Origin of the sequence: uncultured Intestinibacter sp. (assembly GCF_902468165.1) — a bacterium.
Taxonomy (GTDB): domain Bacteria; phylum Bacillota; class Clostridia; order Peptostreptococcales; family Peptostreptococcaceae; genus Intestinibacter.
Genome location: NZ_CABQXJ010000001.1, coordinates 82,606 through 99,433, shown reverse-complemented (window position 1 = coordinate 99,433; position 16,828 = coordinate 82,606). Strand labels below are relative to the sequence as shown.

The window sequence follows — 16,828 nt, the reverse complement described above, 5'->3', positions numbered from 1 at the left end:
GTAAGGTTCTTCGCGTTGCTTCGAATTAAACCACATGCTCCACCGCTTGTGCGGGTCCCCGTCAATTCCTTTGAGTTTCACTCTTGCGAGCGTACTCCCCAGGCGGAGTACTTAATGCGTTAGCTGCGCCACCGAAGGGGGTAACCTCCGACAGCTAGTACTCATCGTTTACGGCGTGGACTACCAGGGTATCTAATCCTGTTTGCTCCCCACGCTTTCGTGCCTCAGTGTCAGTTACAGTCCAGAGAGCCGCCTTCGCTACTGGTGTTCCTCCTAATATCTACGCATTTCACCGCTACACTAGGAATTCCACTCTCCTCTCCTGCACTCAAGTCCTCCAGTTTCAAGAGCTTACTACGGTTGAGCCGTAGCCTTTCACTCCTGACTTAAAAGACCGCCTACGCACCCTTTACGCCCAGTAAATCCGGATAACGCTAGCCCCCTACGTATTACCGCGGCTGCTGGCACGTAGTTAGCCGGGGCTTCCTCCTCAAGTACCGTCATTATCTTCCTTGAGGACAGAGCTTTACGACCCGAAGGCCTTCATCGCTCACGCGGCGTTGCTGCATCAGGCTTTCGCCCATTGTGCAATATTCCCCACTGCTGCCTCCCGTAGGAGTTTGGACCGTGTCTCAGTTCCAATGTGGCCGATCACCCTCTCAGGTCGGCTACTGATCGTCGCCTTGGTGAGCCATTACCTCACCAACTAGCTAATCAGACGCGGGTCCATCCTGTACCGCCGGAGCTTTGATAAGAAAAACATGCGAATTTCTTATGTTATCCCGTATTAGCATACCTTTCGGTATGTTATCCGTGTGTACAGGGCAGGTTACCCACGCGTTACTCACCCGTCCGCCGCTCTTCTCCGAAGAGAATCGCTCGACTTGCATGTGTTAGGCACGCCGCCAGCGTTCATCCTGAGCCAGGATCAAACTCTCAAATAAAAGTTGTTTACCTGCTCAGACTAATCATTATCTGAAATATCTGGCTTGGTTTGTTGTTGGTTTTAATTCGTGTGAATTAAAGTTTATTAATTAACCTACTGTTTAATTTTCAAAGTTCATTTGCTTAACTTGCTTAACTTTTTAAGTTGTTTCGCTCGTTTCAGCTTCTTTAGTTTAACAAACTTAGTTTTGTTTGTCAACTCTTTTTTTAAAAACTTTTTTAGCTTTCGTCGCTCTTTCAGACTTACTCGCTTTCTAAGTTCTTGCCCTCTCTCAAGGACAAGTAATACTATACCACCATAAAATATATACGTCAACACTTTTTTTGATATTTTTTCATTTTTTTAATTCTAATGAAATTATGTATTATCTAGTCTATTGATAATACATAATTTCCAACTTATCATCAATACATATTCTTTTATAAAAAACCATATAATAAAAATAACCTTAAGATAAGGAAAGGTGATTTTTTATGTATGATTTTGAAAGTGTTAAAAACTTATATGAAGACGGATATAGATGTATCTACTATGACAATAACCAAAGTAATCCTGCTGTTTACTTAAAAAATTTTGAAAGCGAAGATTCTAAAGAAATCCAATTTGAAGATGAAGACCAATTCACACAATTTAAAGATTATCTAGATTCTTTAAATTCTCTTAGAGGATAATAAATCTTTGCATAAAAAAACTATACATATTTTAAAAAAAATATGTATAGTTTTTTATTTTTTAAATTTTAATAAAAGCGCTAAATTTCCTATTTTAATGTTGCTATCTGTTTAATAAGAGCTATTAGTTCATTTCGATCTATTTCTGTTTGTTTTCTTTTTTCTTTATATTCCTGGATGTTAACAACTTTTTTCTTAGTTTCTTTCATAAATTTCACTTCCTAATACAAATTATTAACTTATTTATAGATATTCTATACTAGATTATAATCTCCTTTATTTTTAAAAACAAATTTCCAATATTTTATCTAAAAAAGGATATATTTTTCAGAGATATGGTGTCATAAATCGAAAAATACAAAAAAATAGTATAAAATATCAATTTTTTAATATATTCTTAACTTATATTGTACTTAAAATATAAATTTAAAAGCTAGATAGAAATGTAATAAATTTATTTATTAGTTTTTATATATTCAATTGCTCTGTCTAATTGTTTCTCTTTATCCTTTTCTACTATGTCAGGCTTAATTCCTTGTTTGTTTATATAATCTCCATTTGGAGTATAGTATTGTGCTGTTGTTAATTTATATCCTGTTCCATCGTTAAATTCTTTAACGCTTTGAACAAGACCTTTACCATAACTTGTTGTACCAACTGCTATACCTGCTTTATTATCAACAATTGCTGCAGTTAATATTTCTGATGCTGATGCACTATTTTCATTTATTAAGACAACTATAGGTAAATCAACTTTATTTTTATCAGATTTATAGTATTGAGTTTCTCCTTTATTGTCTTTTGTATATACTATTGTTCCTTCTCCTAATAGATAATCAGCTATATCTACACATATATCTAATAATCCACCTGGATTATCCCTAAGGTCTATAATTAATGATTTTATATTTTTCTTTTGTAAAGAAGTTACAGCTTCTTTAAATTCTTTATATGTATTTTTATCAAATGATGTTATTTGTATATATCCAATATTATCGTCTTTTACTTCACTATGTACGCTATCGACGATTATTTCTTCTCTTTTTACTGTTACATCAAATTGTTTATCGTCTCTTTTTATAGTTAATACAACTGAAGTTCCAGCTTTGCCTTTTATTTTACTCGCTGCTAATGTAGATTCTGAGTATTTTACTTTATCTCCATCTACTTTTAAGATAATATCTCCTGCTTTAAGTCCGCTTTTTTCCGCAGGATAGTTTTTTATTACTGATTGAACAACAATGTTATCATTATCATTGCCACTCATATAAATTCCTATACCTACAAAAGAGCCTTGAGTTTGTTCTTTTAATAAATTAAATTCTTCTTTTGTATAATATTCAGAATAAGGGTCTTCTAAAGATTGTACTAACCCCTTTTCTGCACCAAGTATTAATTTATCTTCATCTACATCTTGATAGTAATCTTCTTCAACAATATTTTCTAAAGCTATCAACTTGTCATATTTTTTATATTTTTCGTATAAACTTCTAGACATAAATACCCCTTTAAATAAGAAAACTTGGACTAAAATAGTACATATTACAGTTGCTACAACTAAGCTTACAGACCCTATAATGAGCTTCTTCTTTGACATATTTCCTACATCTCCTTTTAAATAAACTATTACTATTATATGATAATCTATCCTTTTTATTACTATTTACCAAATTTGTTGATTTAAAGCAATCAACTATACTAGAATTTATAGTAAAGGATATTAATTATATCTTCAATATTATATCATATATATACAAAGGGGTAGATTTTATGAAAAAAGAATTTAGAAAAAAAGTAATTGCAGCAAGACAAGCTAAAGACAAAGACTTTATTGAAAAAAATTCAGACATAATAACAGAAAAATTACTTCAAATGGATTGTATAAAAAACGCTCAAAATATAATGCTCTATTTAGACTTTAATAATGAGGTTCAAACTGATCATCTAATTAACAAGCTTATCTCTCTTAGAAAAACTGTAACATCTCCTATAACTATTGTAAAAGATAGAGTATTAATTCCTGCACAAATTACAGATTTAGAAAATGGAATCAAGGTTGGAGCTTATAATATTAGAGAGCCAAAACCTGATGCTCCAACATTAGATGTTAAAGATTTAGACTTAGTTATTGTGCCTGCAGTTGCTTATAGCGAAGATTGTTATAGACTTGGCTATGGAGGTGGGTATTATGATAGATTTATTGAAAGATTGAGAGATGATGCAGTCACTATAGGTATTGCTTTTGAACTTCAGATTTTCCCAGAGGTACCAAAAGAACCTCATGATGCTCAACTCGACTACATAGTAACAGAAAGTAGAATATTAACTCCAAATAAGTAATCATTTATTTTTAAATTTATATAAATATTGATATATAAAAAGCACATGGGCATTATACTCATGTGCTTTATATTTTAAGTATATTATTTGCTATTATTTTGTCCTTGGAATTTCTGATTTAACTCAATCTTATCAGGTAATGATTCCATGTTTGTCTCTAAAACAACAAAAGGATATGCATCCTCTTTTTCTTTATATACAGCTTCAACTATCATAACCTGTTTTCCATCTTTATCTTGAAGATTTATTTTTTCAACATCTATACCATACTCTTCATTTTGACCCCTAGTTACTATAACATATACTTTGCCATCGATTATGGTAGCTAGTGCTCTTTCTTGGTCTATGTAATCATCCATCATATCCAGTATTTTATCTGGAATGGAATCTCTTTGAACTATAACATAGTCTACAGCTTTTATATCCTCACCAAACATTTTTGGAAGTATTATAAATCCTGCCAATATAAATATAATTAAACAAATGCCATAGACCATACCCTTCATATTGAATTTAACATCCAATTATATCACCCCCATATATTTAAAATATATGAGGCTTATATTTTTCCTATTCTAAAATTTTCAAATTAAAAAAACTGATTAATTCAAGATTTTTAATGTATCTTGCATAATCAGTTTATATTTATATTCAAAACTATGATTTATATTCTATAGCTTCTTTTACTTTTTTAATAATATTATCAGATGTTAATCCATATGCTGATATTAATTCTGATGGTGTTCCAGATTGTCCAAAAACATCAGTAACGCCTATTTTCTTTACTATAACAGGATATTCTTCCGTTACTACCTCACTTACTGCACTACCTAGTCCACCTATTGTACTATGTTCTTCAGCAGTGATAATTGCACCTGTCTTTTTCGCAGAATCAATTATTAATTCTCTATCAATCGGTTTTATTGTAGGCATATTAATTACCCTAACATCTATACCTTCTTCTTCTAATTGTTCGCTTGCTTTAATAGCTTCATTTACCATTATTCCACAAGCTATTATTGTTGCATCCGTACCATCTTTTAGTATTACACCTTTTCCTATTTTAAAGTCATAATCATTATTAAATATTGTTGGAACTGAACTTCTACCTAATCTTACATATACAGGTCCAGTATAATTTGATATTTCGAAAATCATCTTTCTAGCTTCAACACCATCTGCTGGAACTAAAACAGTCATATTAGGTATTGATCTCATTATCGAAATATCTTCTATACTTTGGTGTGATGCTCCATCTTCACCAACAGTTATCCCTGCATGTGTAGCACATATCTTTACATTTAAATTAGGATAGCAAACCGAGTTTCTTATTATTTCAAAAGCTCTCCCTGTTGCAAATACAGCAAAAGTACTTACAAAAGGTATTTTTCCAGTTGTAGATAAACCACAAGCAGCCCCTATTAAATTTTGTTCGGCTATACCCATATTAAAAAATCTCTTTGGAAACTTTTTAGCAAATTCACACGTTTTTGTCGATTTAGATAAATCTGCATCTAAAACTACTATATCATCTCTTAAATCGCCTAATTCCACTAAAACCTGTCCATAAGCCTCTCTTGTTGCAATATTATTCACGGCAAACACCTCCTAAATCCAATAAAGCTTGTTTTAATTCTGAATGACTTGGCGCATTCCCATGCCAACTAGCTTGATTCTCCATAAAAGAAACACCCTTTCCTTTTACTGTTTTTGCAATTATCATAGTTGGTTTACCTACTGTATCTTTTGCAATATCTAAAGCAGCAAATATTTGGTCATAATCATGTCCATCTATTGTTATTACATTCCATCCAAATGATTTAAATTTACCTTCTATTGGATTTACATTCATAACATCTTCTATGTTGCCGTCTATTTGAAGTCCATTATGGTCTAAAAATACAATTAGGTTGTCTAGTTTATAATGTGATGCACTCATAGCAGCTTCCCACACTATACCTTCTTGTATTTCACCATCTCCTAATAGTGCATATACATTCCATGGCGCATTATCTAGTTTTGACCCCATTGCCATACCACAAGCTACTGAAAATCCCTGACCTAAAGAACCTGTAGACATCTCAACTCCTGGCACCTTATTCATATCAGGATGTCCCTGTAACATTGCCCCAAATTTTCTAAAGCTCAATAATTCATTTTTATCAAAAAATCCTCTTTCCGCCAAAGTAGCATATAACACAGGTGCAGCATGTCCTTTAGACAAAATAAATCTATCTCTATCTTCCATTTTAGGATTTGTTGGATCTATATTCATTTCATCAAAATATAATGCCGTCAAAATTTCAACAGCTGATAAAGATCCTCCTGGATGTCCAGATTTTGCTCCATGTATCATAGTAACGATTTCTTTTCTTATGATACTCGCAATCTCATTTAATCCCTTATGGTCTCTCATGTGATTTACCTCCTAATTTTAAACTGATATCACTATATAGTACTATTATAATACTCATTCTTACTTATTATATCATTATTAAAATTATTTTTTAATCTTTATATTTTTATATATTAAAAAATTCGCTTCGCTCATGGCTCCAACGAATCAAAGATTCCGTTGCTTTAGTTAATAAGTTGGAAATTAAAAAAGACTATTGATTTTCTAATTTCAATAGTCTTTTACATATTAAACAAACCTAAACTTATTTGAAGGCTATTATCTATTTTTAACATCATGTTTTTATCTAGACAACCTATTTTTTCTCTCAGCCTCTTCTTATCTATAGTTCTAATTTGTTCTAAGAGAATAACAGAATCTTTATTTAGTCCATATTCATTGGCACTTATCTCGATATGTGTAGGCAACTTAGCTTTATTAATTTGTGATGTTATCGCCGCTACAATAACTGTAGGACTGTATTTATTTCCGATATTGTTTTGAATTATTAAAACAGGCCTCACACCTCCTTGTTCAGAACCGACAACAGGACTTAAATCTGCATAATATAGATCTCCTCGTCTTATCTCAGAGTTGAGATTACTCAACTTTTGCTATATCTCCTTTAGAGTCATTTTCTAAAGAAATCTCATCTGTCATTCCTAATTCAGCTAATGAAAGATTAATCCTTCCCATTTCTTTATAACCTTTTATCATAGTTTCTTTTAAGTTTAATTTCTTCTTTTGGGTTATATAAAATTGAAATGCAGCCTTTGCAAAATCTTCTCTATTACTATTTTCCATTTGAATAATTTTATCTACCTCTGATAAAATTCCCTCTGGCAAAGTAAATACAATTTTTTCTTTATTTTTATTGTTCACAAAACCGCCTCCTAGGAATACTATCTATTCTAATTTTACCAAATAGATACACGAATGTAAAATTGCATTTCTTACCATCCAATATACGTCTATATCCGATCTAGCTAATAGTATTCTATTCATTTTTTTATTTTTAATATTACTCCTTAAAGTTATAAAGAAACCTTTATTATAAAACCTTTTAAAGATGTATATTTTTTAAGGCATATTTAATGAAATTATATTTATATGAAGTATATAAATGAATATAATTTTTATATGCTATAAAAAATCTTCAATTTAAATATTTATAATATAGATTTTTAAACACTTTGCAATTTAAGTATTATAATCCTTTAAATTAGATTATTAGCTTAATTATATTAATGAGATTCTTATAAAATTATAGAGACCTTGTTATCTAGACTCAATTTAGAGGTTATTAATTCTTTGGTTGAAAATCGGTATAATTTACAATAAACTTTTTTTCACCTTCACTATTTAGTATTTCCATTTTTACAGGATTTTTAGTCTTTTTATCTATATACAATATTTGCTTGCTTAGACAAGAATTTTCATGTGATAAATCTCTTTCTAAAATTAACTGTTTTTCTGAAACACTCATATTTATAGAATCCTCTTGTAAAAAATCTTGCACAAAGTCACCTATAAATAAATATAGTTTATTATCTCCTACGTTTGGAAGTTCTATTACATCATCTAACTGTTTATTTTTTATAATTATTTTATCTTTATAGTACTCTGTAGTTTTACCATTTAAGTTCTTTGGTTCAATTATTTCTAGTTTATAGTATGACGGCTTTTTATAGGTATGATTCATTATGTATTTACTTTCACTTTTATTATTTATTATTGTTATTTCTGCTTTGCATGTATACGACGTCATCTTTGTTATTTTCTTTTGGAAATCTTCATATATATCTTCTTTTGTTTGTTTGCTTAAGTTTTTACATCCTACTAAGTTTATTACTGTAAATACTAATAGAAAAATTAATACTATCGTTTTTCGTTTTTTCATATAGTTAACTCCCTCCCCTTTTATATTAATATTCATGGAGGAAGTTAATTATTAATATTATTAGGACATTCTGTTAATTTCCACTTATTATTAGTGAATTTGCTACAGCATAATTTTTACTATGGGATATACTTACTTTTATTTCTTTAATGTTATATTTTATGCAAATTTCACTTAAATTATTATAAGTATTAACAATTGGTTTTCCTAATTCATCTCTTAAAATTTCTATATCTTTTAGCTTAAATCCCCTGATTCCTGTTCCGATAGCTTTACTTATTGCTTCTTTTGATGCAAAATTACCGGCAATACTTTCAAATTTAAAATTATTTTCTTTAAAATATAAAACTTCTTTTTCTGTAAAATTTCTCTCTAAAAACCTAGGATTTTTTTTAATAGCATTTTCTATTCTATCTATTTCTATAATATCTATCCCTATTCCAAATATATTCATATTTATTCTCCTTAAAATAAGTATGTTCTTCTATATATTTTTTAATACAAATTATTCTATATACTCCAAAAATTTTTTAACAGCTAATGACAAACTTTTTTTATTTCTATATGCTAGCCCTATATTTCTATAAGTAGCTACTTCTAATCGTTTTGCTGTAATTTTATATGGATTTCGTTGCAAAATTAGTCTTGGTAATATACTTATTCCCAAACCATTTTCAACCATAGACATTATCACATAATCATCTAATGTAGTAAAATGTATATCCGGTGTAATATTATACTTTTCAAATATCTCCGTAATTTCCATTTTTACTCCCTTTTCTAATAACATAAACGGATAATTTGATAATTCTTTTATTGGAAAATATTCTTTGTCAGCCAATTTATGATTTTCTGGTAAAACAACCATTAGCTCATCTTCCATTAATTCAACCCTTCTGATGTTAATTCAACACCTGATTTGCTGCGTTCAAGAAGTGATATATTCCATTCTTTTTCTAAATCACTAATCATTCTACTTATTCCAGATTGTGAATAATTAAGTATTTCTGCTGCTTTTGTAAAACTTCCATATTCAATAGTTTTAACAAAAGCCATATATTTTTGTATGTTCGTATCCATACATATTTCCCACCTTTTAAATCTGTTTTTGTAATGTTTAACATGATAAATATTCGTTTTTGTAATTTATAAACCAATGATATACTATAATTAAAGAGTTTTCAACGAAAACAAACTAATTGGTTGCGCAACCTTTTTAAATTTATAATATCTACAATTAAATAAAAAAGGCGGTGAATTCTTATACACTTTAATGCTAAGTGTATAACTAAAAATGAAAAAATCATATCTAAAATATATATCAGCATTATTTATTTTTGGTTCAAATGGAATTGTTGCAAGCTATATTCATTTAAATAGCTATGAAATAGTATTTTTAAGAACGCTAATCGCTAGTATATTTCTTTTATGTGTATTCCTGTTATCTAAACGTAAATCAGAAGTATTAGAAAATAAAAAGGATTTTTTATATTTAGTAGCTCTAGGAGTAACAACTGGAGTCTCTTGGATATTTTTATACCAAGCATATGCAGAAATTGGTGTTAGCTTAGCGACTTTAACTTATTATTGTGGTCCGATAATTATAATATTATTGTCACCTTTTGTTTTTAAAGAGAGTTTAAATATTTATAAGATATTAGGTTCTGTAGTTATTTTTATAGGAATGATTCTTACAAATGGTAACCAATGCTCAAATGCGGGTCTGTCATTTGGATTAGTCTATGGTATATTTGCAGCATTAACTTATAGTATATTAATTATATTTGCAAAACAAGTTAAAGTTGTATCTGGAATTGAATATACTTTAATACAACTTATCTCATGTTTAATTACAGTTGGTATATACTTAACAATAAAACAAGGACCTTATATTCCAAATCTTATGCAAAATATATTCCCTGTTTTATTTTTAGGAATTGTAAATACAGGCATTGGATGTTGTCTATATTTCTCAGCTATAAAAGAACTTTCTGCTGGAAGTGTTGCTATTTGTGGTTATTTAGAACCACTATCTGCATTATTATTTTCAGCACTATTATTGAGTGAGAGATTATCATTTATACAAATAATAGGTGCAATTTGTATCATTGGAGGCGCAATATTTGCAGAATCATATAAATATATAAAATTATCTAATTATCAATCAAAAGATTCATACTGTGAAATAGAGGATTCATGTGAATTATCAGCTGATAAATCAGTAAGCAAGTAAATAAAAAGGAGTTATCTTTTTAGTATTAAACTATTCTAGATAACTCCTCTTTTATTTATATTTTACTATATAGTTTCTTTTGCAGCTCCATTATCCCATGATGCTGATTCAGTTAATATAGTAGTTTTTTCTTTAGTAACAGTGATAAATCCTCCAGAAATTCTTCCTTCTTTAAATTTACCATCTTTTTTTATTCTTAATTGTCCTTCAACTAATCCTGCTACAAATGGTATATGGTCTTTTAAAATAGCTCTATCGCCTTTTGTAGTTCTCATTATTACCATTTCAACTTGATCGTTGTAAAAGATATTTTCAGGAGTTACTATTTCTAATGCAAATTGGTTTGCCATAGACTAATTCTCCTTTCCTTTCTCAACTGCTTCATCTATACTTCCTACGAATAAGAAAGCAGACTCTGGTAAATCATCATGTTTACCTTCTAATATTTCTTTGAAACCTCTTATAGTTTCTTTTACTGGAACGTATTTACCAGGTATACCTGTAAATTGTTCACCAACTGTAAATGGTTGAGATAAGAATCTTTGTATTTTTCTAGCACGAGCAACGATTAATTTATCTTCGTCACCAAGTTCATCCATACCAAGTATAGCGATTATATCTTGTAATTCTTTATATCTTTGAAGTATAGATTGTACTCCTCTGGCAACTGCATAATGCTCTTCACCTACTATATTAGGGTCAAGTACTCTTGAAGTTGATTCAAGTGGATCAACTGCTGGGTATATACCTAATGATGCTATAGATCTTGAAAGAACTGTTTTTGCATCTAAGTGAGTGAATGTTGTAGCTGGTGCTGGGTCAGTTAAGTCATCGGCAGGTACATATACTGCTTGAACTGATGTGATTGACCCTTGTTTTGTTGATGTTATTCTTTCTTGTAATGCACCCATTTCAGTAGCAAGTGTTGGTTGGTAACCAACTGCTGATGGCATACGTCCTAGAAGTGCAGAAACTTCTGAACCTGCTTGTGTGAAACGGAATATATTATCTATGAATAATAACACGTCTTGGTTTTCTTTATCTCTGAAGTATTCAGCCATAGTAAGACCACTTAATGCAACTCTCATTCTTGCCCCAGGTGGCTCATTCATTTGTCCGAATACTAGAGCTGTTTTATTTAAAACTCCAGACTCTTTCATTTCGAAGTATAAGTCATTACCTTCTCTTGTTCTTTCTCCAACACCTGAGAATACTGATATACCACCGTGTTGTTTAGCTACGTTGTTTATAAGCTCTTGTATAAGAACTGTTTTACCAACTCCGGCACCACCGAATAGACCGATTTTACCACCTTTTAAGTAAGGAGCTAATAAGTCAACTACTTTTATACCTGTTTCAAGTATTTCAGCACTACCTGCTATTTCATTAAATTCTGGTGCAGCTCTATGTATTGGATCTCTTGGAGCATCTTTTGGTGCTTCAAATCCATCAACTGGTTCACCAAGAACATTGAATATTCTTCCTAAAGTTTTATTTCCAACAGGAACCGCTATTGGTTTACCTGTATCTATAACTTCCATACCTCTAACTAGTCCGTCAGTAGCACTCATCGCTATACATCTAACTGTATCATCACCGATATGTTGTGCAACTTCAGCAACTATTTCTTGATCCCCTAACTTTATAACTAATGCGTTTAATAAGTTAGGTAGGCTTTGTTCATTTTCAAATTTAACATCTAGTACAACACCTACGATTGATACTATTTTACCTACGTTGGCCATTTCCTAACCTCCTTATTTTAGAGCTTCAACTCCACCTACGATTTCTGTTATTTCTTGAGTAACCGCACTTTGTCTTGCTCTATTGTAACTTAATTCTAGAGTAGAAAGCATTTCATCTGCATTGTCTGAAGCCGACTTCATAGCATTTCTTCTTGCTGATTGTTCTGATGCAAAAGATTCTATTACACCATCATAAACTACACCTGATACATATTTAGGTATTAGGTAGCTTAAAACTGCTTCTGGTGATGGTAAATATTGAACCCTAGCTCTACTTCCTGAATTATCTTTTGATTTTCCTTCTTCTTTATCGAAAGCTAATGGTAAAACCTTCATTAATTTAGGAGTTTGAGTTAGAGGTGATATAAACTCTGTATAACAGATATATAATTCATCTATCTCACCTTTTTTATATAAATCCATTGCTTGATTAGCAAGTGCTAATGTGCTATCATAATCACATTTTTCAACACTTTCTTCAGCGGCTAATATATCATAGCCTCTTTTTTGGAAAAATTCCGTTGCTTTCTTACCTACTGTCATAACTTTTTCTTGTTTTCCATCCATATGAGCAGTTGTAAGTTTGAATATATTTGAGTTATATCCTCCAGCTAGACCTCTATCTCCAGCTATTACGATATAACATTTATTTTTTACTTCTCTTTGTTTTAAGAATGGGTCTCTAACACCTCTTGTGTTAGAAGCTATATCTTTAACCGTTTCATACATTGTATTAAAGTATGGTCTACTAGCTAAAGCTCTATCCTTAGCTTTTCTCATTTTTGATGAAGAAACTAATTCCATAGCTTTTGTAACTTGTTTTGTACTTTGAACACTGCCTATACGGTTTTTAATCTCTTTAATTCCAGCGCCTGCCAATTAGTTTACCTCCTTTTTAAAAAGGATTCTTAAGCTTCAACAACAAATGTCTTTTTGAATTCATTTATTGCTGCAGTTAAATCAGTTGTGAAATCCTTATTTGCTAGTATTTTTTCACTTAATTCAGGATAATTTGCATCTACGAATTTAAATAATTCAGATTCAAATCTAGATAATTCACTAACTGGGATATCATCTACAAATCCATTTGTAACAGCAAATATTATCATAACTTGGTTACTAACATGAAGAGGTGCATTTTCGCCTTGTTTTAATACTTCAACGATTCTTTCACCTTGAGCAAGTCTTCTCTTAGTATCAGCATCTAAGTCAGAACCGAATTGAGAGAATGATGCAAGCTCTCTATATTGAGAGTAAGCAAGTTTTAATGTACCTGAAACTTTTTTCATTGATTTTATTTGTGCACTACCACCAACTCTTGATACTGATATACCAGGGTCAACTGCTGGTCTTACACCTGAGTAGAATAATTCTGGTTGTAAGTATATTTGTCCGTCAGTGATTGATATAACGTTTGTTGGTATATATGCAGAAACGTCACCTGCTTGAGTTTCTATTATTGGTAAAGCAGTCATTGATCCTCCGCCTAATTCGTCAGATAATTTAGCTGCTCTTTCTAATAATCTTGAATGTAGATAGAAAACATCCCCTGGGTATGCTTCACGGCCTGGTGGTCTTCTAAGTAATAATGACATTTCTCTGTACGCAACTGCTTGTTTACTTAAATCATCATATATTATTAGAACGTGTTTTCCATTGTACATGAATTCTTCACCCATTGCAGCTCCTGCATATGGTGCTAAGTATTGAAGTGGTGCAGATTCTGAAGCTGTTGCAGAAACAACTATTGTGTAATCCATTGCTCCACCATTTTCTAATCTAGTAACTAATTGTGCTACTGTTGAACGTTTTTGTCCTATTGCAACATATATACATATAACATCTTTACCTTTTTGGTTTAGTATAGTATCTATTGCTATAGAAGTTTTACCAGTTTGTCTATCTCCGATTATAAGCTCCCTTTGACCTCTACCGATTGGTATCATTGAGTCAATTGATTTTATACCTGTTTGTAATGGTTCAAAAACTGATTTTCTTGCCATTATACCAGGTGCTGGAGTTTCAACTGGTCTAGTTTTGTTAGTGTTTATAGGTCCTTTACCATCTATAGGTAAACCAAGTGGACTTACAACTCTACCTATCATAGCTTCACCAACTGGAACTTCTACTATTCTTCCAGTTCTTTTTACTATGTCTCCTTCTTTGATTCCGCTGTCATCACCGAATAAAACGGCCCCAACAACATCTTCTTCTAAGTTAAGTGCCATCCCAAATACTTCACCTGGGAACTCAAGTAATTCACTTGACATAACATTTTCTAATCCATAGACTGTAGCTATACCATCCCCAACTTTTAGGACACTTCCTGTATCTGTTAATTCTATTTTATTATCATAGTTCTTTATTTGTTGTTTAATTATAGAACTGATTTCTTCAGGTCTTAAGTTCATGGGTTCACCGCCCTCCTACTAAATTACTTGTGAAAGTTGATTTTTTAATCCATTTAAACGAGTTCTTATTGTTCCGTCTATTTCCGTATTACCAAGTCTTACTAAAACTCCACCTAATACATTCTTATCAACTTTATTTTCTAAAGTAACATTTTTATTATATTTTTTAGAAAGCTCTGTCTCAAGCTCTTTGATTTTCTCGTTATCCATTTGAACTGCACTGATTACATATCCTTCTAAGATATTGTTCTTTTCATTTAACAGTCCTTTATATGTTGCCTCTATTGCACTTATAGATGTGATTCTACCTTTTTCAATTAATATTTTTAAAAAGTTTTTTAAATCATTGTCTATTTTTCCAGCAAATAAAGTATCAATTAATTGGATTTTTTCCTTTTTTGATACTAATGGAGACTTCATAACATTGTTTAATTCGTTATTTGTAGTTATTAGAGAAGATACTTCTTTTAGTTCATTATATAGGTTATCAGTTTTATTTTCTTCTTCACCTATTTGAAATAGAGCTTCAGCGTATCTGTTAGCTATTACATCTATCATTCAGCTTCCCCTACCTCTTTTATAAATTTTTCGATTAAATCTTCATGTTTAGATTTATCTATATCTTCTTCTAATACTTTTGATGCTGCTAGTATAGCTATATCTGATATATCATTTCTGATTTCAGCAATAGCTTGTTCTTTTTCTTGAGCAATTTCTTTTGTTGCTTTTGATTTTAATGAAGATGCTTCAGCTTGTGCATCTGCGATTATTTGGTTAGATTTTTGTTCAGCTCTAGCAGTAGCTTGTTTTATTATCTCTTTACCTTCTTCTTTCGCTAAGCTAACTTTTTCTTCATATTCTTTTCTTAAAGCTATACCTTCATTCTTAGCTTTTGCCCCAGCAGCTAAATCATCTTGAATCATATTTTCTCTTTGTTCAATTATGTTTAGAACTGGCTTGAATAATACTTTTTTCAATACTAAGAATAGTATAACTGTATTTATAATCTGGAATAATAATTCCCATGATATGGTTACAACCGGTTTAAAATCCATAACTATTCCTCCTCTTGACAAATCCTAAAACTTACATTTAGGAGATGACCAAACACCTCCCAATTGTAAATTTGAAAATATTTTTATTTGATTTTTTATACCCATGGATTTGCGAATAAAAGGATTATAGATATAACTAGACCATATATACCTGTAGATTCTGCAACTGCAGCCCCAAGTAACATTGTAGAGATTATATCTCCTTTAGCTTCTGGTTGGTTCCCAACTGCTTCTGCACCTTTCCCAGCTGCGTATCCTTGTCCTATACCTGAACCTATACCTGAGCAAACCGCTATTCCTGCTCCTATAGCAGATCCTAATACCATTAATGCTTGTTCCATAATAAATTCCTCCTTGAAAGATATAATTTTATTTTCTTTTTGTTTTTATTTTTTGTTTTAAATTTTAAAATTTTAAATTTAGCTTACTACTCTGTTGCATTTGAAATAAATACCATTGTTAACATTACAAATATAAAGGCTTGTAGACAACCTGAGAACAAGTCAAAATATAGATGTAAAGGCACTGGTATTACTAATTGTAAGAATGGAATTGATACACCAGGTATTAGTGTTGATATAAATGCTAATAACTGATAAAGAAGTCCCATAATTACAGTACCACCTAATATATTACCGAATGGACGGAATGTAAGTGATATTGGAGTTGCTATCTCACTGACTATATTTAAAGGTAATAAGAATGGAACTGGTTCTAACAGACCTTTCCAATATGCAAGTCCTTTTGACTTCATACCTTCGAAATAAATTAAAAATACAGTAAGTAATGCCCATCCAAGTGTTGTGTCGACGTCTGTTGTCGGAGATTTAAATCCAACTAGTCCAATTAAGTTCGAGCATACGAAGAATAAAAATAATGATCCTATATAGTAGAACATATTAGGCATTTTCTTAAATATATCTTTACCCATATTGCTCTCAACTAAATTTTTAAGCGTAACAACTGCATATTCCAACATAATTTGTACTTTACTAGTTGGGATTAACTTTAAATTTCTAGTTAGGAAATATGATGCTATTATTAAGAACGCCATGATTATCCAGCTCGTAACTACAGTCTCACTTATACGGAAACCATTTGAAAATGTAATAATCCATTGTGCGTATTTCAC

General features: G+C 30.9%; 21 protein-coding genes and 1 rRNA gene. 3 read left to right on the top strand and 19 right to left on the bottom strand.

Translation table 11 applies throughout. From position 1 onward, the window contains the following. A 16S ribosomal RNA gene (locus RDX53_RS00440) occupies positions 1-944 on the bottom strand; the annotation flags it as partial. A gap of 475 nt (positions 945-1,419) precedes the next feature. On the opposite strand from RDX53_RS00440, the gene RDX53_RS00435 reads away from it, so the two are divergent. After that, a complete protein-coding gene (locus RDX53_RS00435) occupies positions 1,420-1,617 on the top strand; it encodes a hypothetical protein (RefSeq protein ID WP_195931472.1) in 198 nt (65 codons plus the stop codon). Positions 1,618-2,071: 454 nt separating this feature from the next. Here the strand turns inward: RDX53_RS00435 and RDX53_RS00430 are convergent, their stop codons facing one another. Beyond that, the gene (locus RDX53_RS00430) at positions 2,072-3,214 is read right to left on the bottom strand and encodes a S41 family peptidase (protein ID WP_195931473.1); all 1,143 of its coding nucleotides are present in this window, start codon (positions 3,212-3,214) and stop codon (positions 2,072-2,074) included. Between the two features lie 173 nt (positions 3,215-3,387). On the opposite strand from RDX53_RS00430, the gene RDX53_RS00425 reads away from it, so the two are divergent. Further along, the gene (locus tag RDX53_RS00425) at positions 3,388-3,957 is read left to right on the top strand and encodes a 5-formyltetrahydrofolate cyclo-ligase (RefSeq protein ID WP_195931474.1); all 570 of its coding nucleotides are present in this window, start codon (positions 3,388-3,390) and stop codon (positions 3,955-3,957) included. A gap of 83 nt (positions 3,958-4,040) precedes the next feature. Here the strand turns inward: RDX53_RS00425 and RDX53_RS00420 are convergent, their stop codons facing one another. The 9 genes from RDX53_RS00420 to RDX53_RS14005 form a co-directional block, all read right to left on the bottom strand. Further along, positions 4,041-4,481: a hypothetical protein gene (locus RDX53_RS00420; RefSeq protein ID WP_243269618.1), complete on the bottom strand. Its 441-nt coding sequence runs from the start codon at positions 4,479-4,481 to the stop codon at positions 4,041-4,043. Between the two features lie 133 nt (positions 4,482-4,614). Continuing rightward, entirely contained in the window at positions 4,615-5,553 is a 939-nt protein-coding gene (locus RDX53_RS00415) for a transketolase family protein (protein ID WP_195931475.1), read from the bottom strand. Beyond that, on the bottom strand, positions 5,546-6,373 hold the full coding sequence (locus RDX53_RS00410) for a transketolase (RefSeq protein WP_195931476.1): 828 nt from the start codon (positions 6,371-6,373) through the stop codon (positions 5,546-5,548). Before RDX53_RS00410 ends, RDX53_RS00415 begins: the two co-directional genes overlap by 8 nt. Positions 6,374-6,594: 221 nt before the next feature. Then, the gene (locus tag RDX53_RS00405; RefSeq protein WP_195931477.1) at positions 6,595-6,960 is read right to left on the bottom strand and encodes a type II toxin-antitoxin system PemK/MazF family toxin; all 366 of its coding nucleotides are present in this window, start codon (positions 6,958-6,960) and stop codon (positions 6,595-6,597) included. Next, positions 6,953-7,234: an antitoxin gene (locus RDX53_RS00400; protein ID WP_195931478.1), complete on the bottom strand. Its 282-nt coding sequence runs from the start codon at positions 7,232-7,234 to the stop codon at positions 6,953-6,955. The genes RDX53_RS00405 and RDX53_RS00400 overlap by 8 nt, the downstream gene beginning before the upstream one ends. A 421-nt stretch (positions 7,235-7,655) precedes the next feature. Beyond that, positions 7,656-8,252, bottom strand: coding sequence for a germination lipoprotein GerS (gerS, locus tag RDX53_RS00395; RefSeq protein ID WP_195931479.1), 597 nt, complete (start codon positions 8,250-8,252; stop codon positions 7,656-7,658). Between the two features lie 73 nt (positions 8,253-8,325). Continuing rightward, on the bottom strand, positions 8,326-8,706 hold the full coding sequence (gene acpS / locus RDX53_RS00390; RefSeq protein WP_295574779.1) for a holo-ACP synthase: 381 nt from the start codon (positions 8,704-8,706) through the stop codon (positions 8,326-8,328). A gap of 51 nt (positions 8,707-8,757) precedes the next feature. Next, complete coding sequence (locus tag RDX53_RS00385) at positions 8,758-9,135, bottom strand: LysR family transcriptional regulator substrate-binding protein (RefSeq protein WP_330593248.1); 378 nt, start codon at positions 9,133-9,135, stop codon at positions 8,758-8,760. Continuing rightward, a complete protein-coding gene (locus RDX53_RS14005; protein WP_331606420.1) occupies positions 9,135-9,332 on the bottom strand; it encodes a LysR family transcriptional regulator in 198 nt (65 codons plus the stop codon). The genes RDX53_RS00385 and RDX53_RS14005 overlap by 1 nt, the downstream gene beginning before the upstream one ends. Before the next feature lie 214 nt (positions 9,333-9,546). Between RDX53_RS14005 and RDX53_RS00380 the strand changes: the two genes are divergently transcribed. Next, positions 9,547-10,485, top strand: coding sequence for a DMT family transporter (locus RDX53_RS00380; RefSeq protein WP_307993456.1), 939 nt, complete (start codon positions 9,547-9,549; stop codon positions 10,483-10,485). A gap of 65 nt (positions 10,486-10,550) precedes the next feature. On the opposite strand, the gene RDX53_RS00375 is transcribed toward RDX53_RS00380, so the two are convergent. From RDX53_RS00375 to atpB, 8 genes are all read right to left on the bottom strand, one after another. Further along, positions 10,551-10,835, bottom strand: coding sequence for a hypothetical protein (locus RDX53_RS00375; RefSeq protein WP_195931148.1), 285 nt, complete (start codon positions 10,833-10,835; stop codon positions 10,551-10,553). A 3-nt stretch (positions 10,836-10,838) separates the two neighbouring features. Beyond that, complete coding sequence (gene atpD, locus RDX53_RS00370; RefSeq protein WP_195931149.1) at positions 10,839-12,230, bottom strand: F0F1 ATP synthase subunit beta; 1,392 nt, start codon at positions 12,228-12,230, stop codon at positions 10,839-10,841. 12 nt (positions 12,231-12,242) lie between these two features. Further along, entirely contained in the window at positions 12,243-13,109 is an 867-nt protein-coding gene (gene atpG / locus RDX53_RS00365) for an ATP synthase F1 subunit gamma (RefSeq protein WP_195931150.1), read from the bottom strand. Positions 13,110-13,138: 29 nt separating this feature from the next. Then, on the bottom strand, positions 13,139-14,641 hold the full coding sequence (gene atpA, locus RDX53_RS00360; RefSeq protein WP_195931151.1) for a F0F1 ATP synthase subunit alpha: 1,503 nt from the start codon (positions 14,639-14,641) through the stop codon (positions 13,139-13,141). 18 nt (positions 14,642-14,659) lie between these two features. Next, positions 14,660-15,199 (bottom strand): F0F1 ATP synthase subunit delta, encoded by a 540-nt coding sequence (locus tag RDX53_RS00355; protein ID WP_195931152.1) that lies wholly within the window; start codon positions 15,197-15,199, stop codon positions 14,660-14,662. Beyond that, positions 15,196-15,696: a F0F1 ATP synthase subunit B gene (gene atpF, locus RDX53_RS00350; protein ID WP_195931153.1), complete on the bottom strand. Its 501-nt coding sequence runs from the start codon at positions 15,694-15,696 to the stop codon at positions 15,196-15,198. Before atpF ends, RDX53_RS00355 begins: the two co-directional genes overlap by 4 nt. A 95-nt stretch (positions 15,697-15,791) precedes the next feature. Then, a complete protein-coding gene (gene atpE, locus RDX53_RS00345; protein WP_007287638.1) occupies positions 15,792-16,037 on the bottom strand; it encodes an ATP synthase F0 subunit C in 246 nt (81 codons plus the stop codon). Positions 16,038-16,123: 86 nt separating this feature from the next. After that, positions 16,124-16,828, bottom strand: a complete 705-nt coding sequence (gene atpB, locus RDX53_RS00340) for a F0F1 ATP synthase subunit A (protein ID WP_195931154.1) — start codon at positions 16,826-16,828, stop codon at positions 16,124-16,126.

Bases quoted from the DNA above. Each gene is read 5' to 3' on its own strand.
- RDX53_RS00435 (WP_195931472.1), top strand. From the start codon at position 1,420: ATGTATGATTTTGAAAGTGTTAAAAACTTATATGAAGACGGATATAGA.
- RDX53_RS00430 (WP_195931473.1), bottom strand. From the start codon at position 3,214: ATGTCAAAGAAGAAGCTCATTATAGGGTCTGTAAGCTTAGTTGTAGCA.
- RDX53_RS00425 (WP_195931474.1), top strand. From the start codon at position 3,388: ATGAAAAAAGAATTTAGAAAAAAAGTAATTGCAGCAAGACAAGCTAAA.
- RDX53_RS00410 (WP_195931476.1), bottom strand. From the start codon at position 6,373: ATGAGAGACCATAAGGGATTAAATGAGATTGCGAGTATCATAAGAAAA.
- gerS (WP_195931479.1), bottom strand. From the start codon at position 8,252: ATGAAAAAACGAAAAACGATAGTATTAATTTTTCTATTAGTATTTACA.
- acpS (WP_295574779.1), bottom strand. From the start codon at position 8,706: ATGAATATATTTGGAATAGGGATAGATATTATAGAAATAGATAGAATA.
- RDX53_RS00385 (WP_330593248.1), bottom strand. From the start codon at position 9,135: ATGGAAGATGAGCTAATGGTTGTTTTACCAGAAAATCATAAATTGGCT.
- RDX53_RS14005 (WP_331606420.1), bottom strand. From the start codon at position 9,332: ATGGATACGAACATACAAAAATATATGGCTTTTGTTAAAACTATTGAA.
- RDX53_RS00380 (WP_307993456.1), top strand. From the start codon at position 9,547: ATGAAAAAATCATATCTAAAATATATATCAGCATTATTTATTTTTGGT.
- RDX53_RS00375 (WP_195931148.1), bottom strand. From the start codon at position 10,835: ATGGCAAACCAATTTGCATTAGAAATAGTAACTCCTGAAAATATCTTT.
- atpD (WP_195931149.1), bottom strand. From the start codon at position 12,230: ATGGCCAACGTAGGTAAAATAGTATCAATCGTAGGTGTTGTACTAGAT.
- atpA (WP_195931151.1), bottom strand. From the start codon at position 14,641: ATGAACTTAAGACCTGAAGAAATCAGTTCTATAATTAAACAACAAATA.
- RDX53_RS00355 (WP_195931152.1), bottom strand. From the start codon at position 15,199: ATGATAGATGTAATAGCTAACAGATACGCTGAAGCTCTATTTCAAATA.
- atpF (WP_195931153.1), bottom strand. From the start codon at position 15,696: ATGGATTTTAAACCGGTTGTAACCATATCATGGGAATTATTATTCCAG.
- atpE (WP_007287638.1), bottom strand. From the start codon at position 16,037: ATGGAACAAGCATTAATGGTATTAGGATCTGCTATAGGAGCAGGAATA.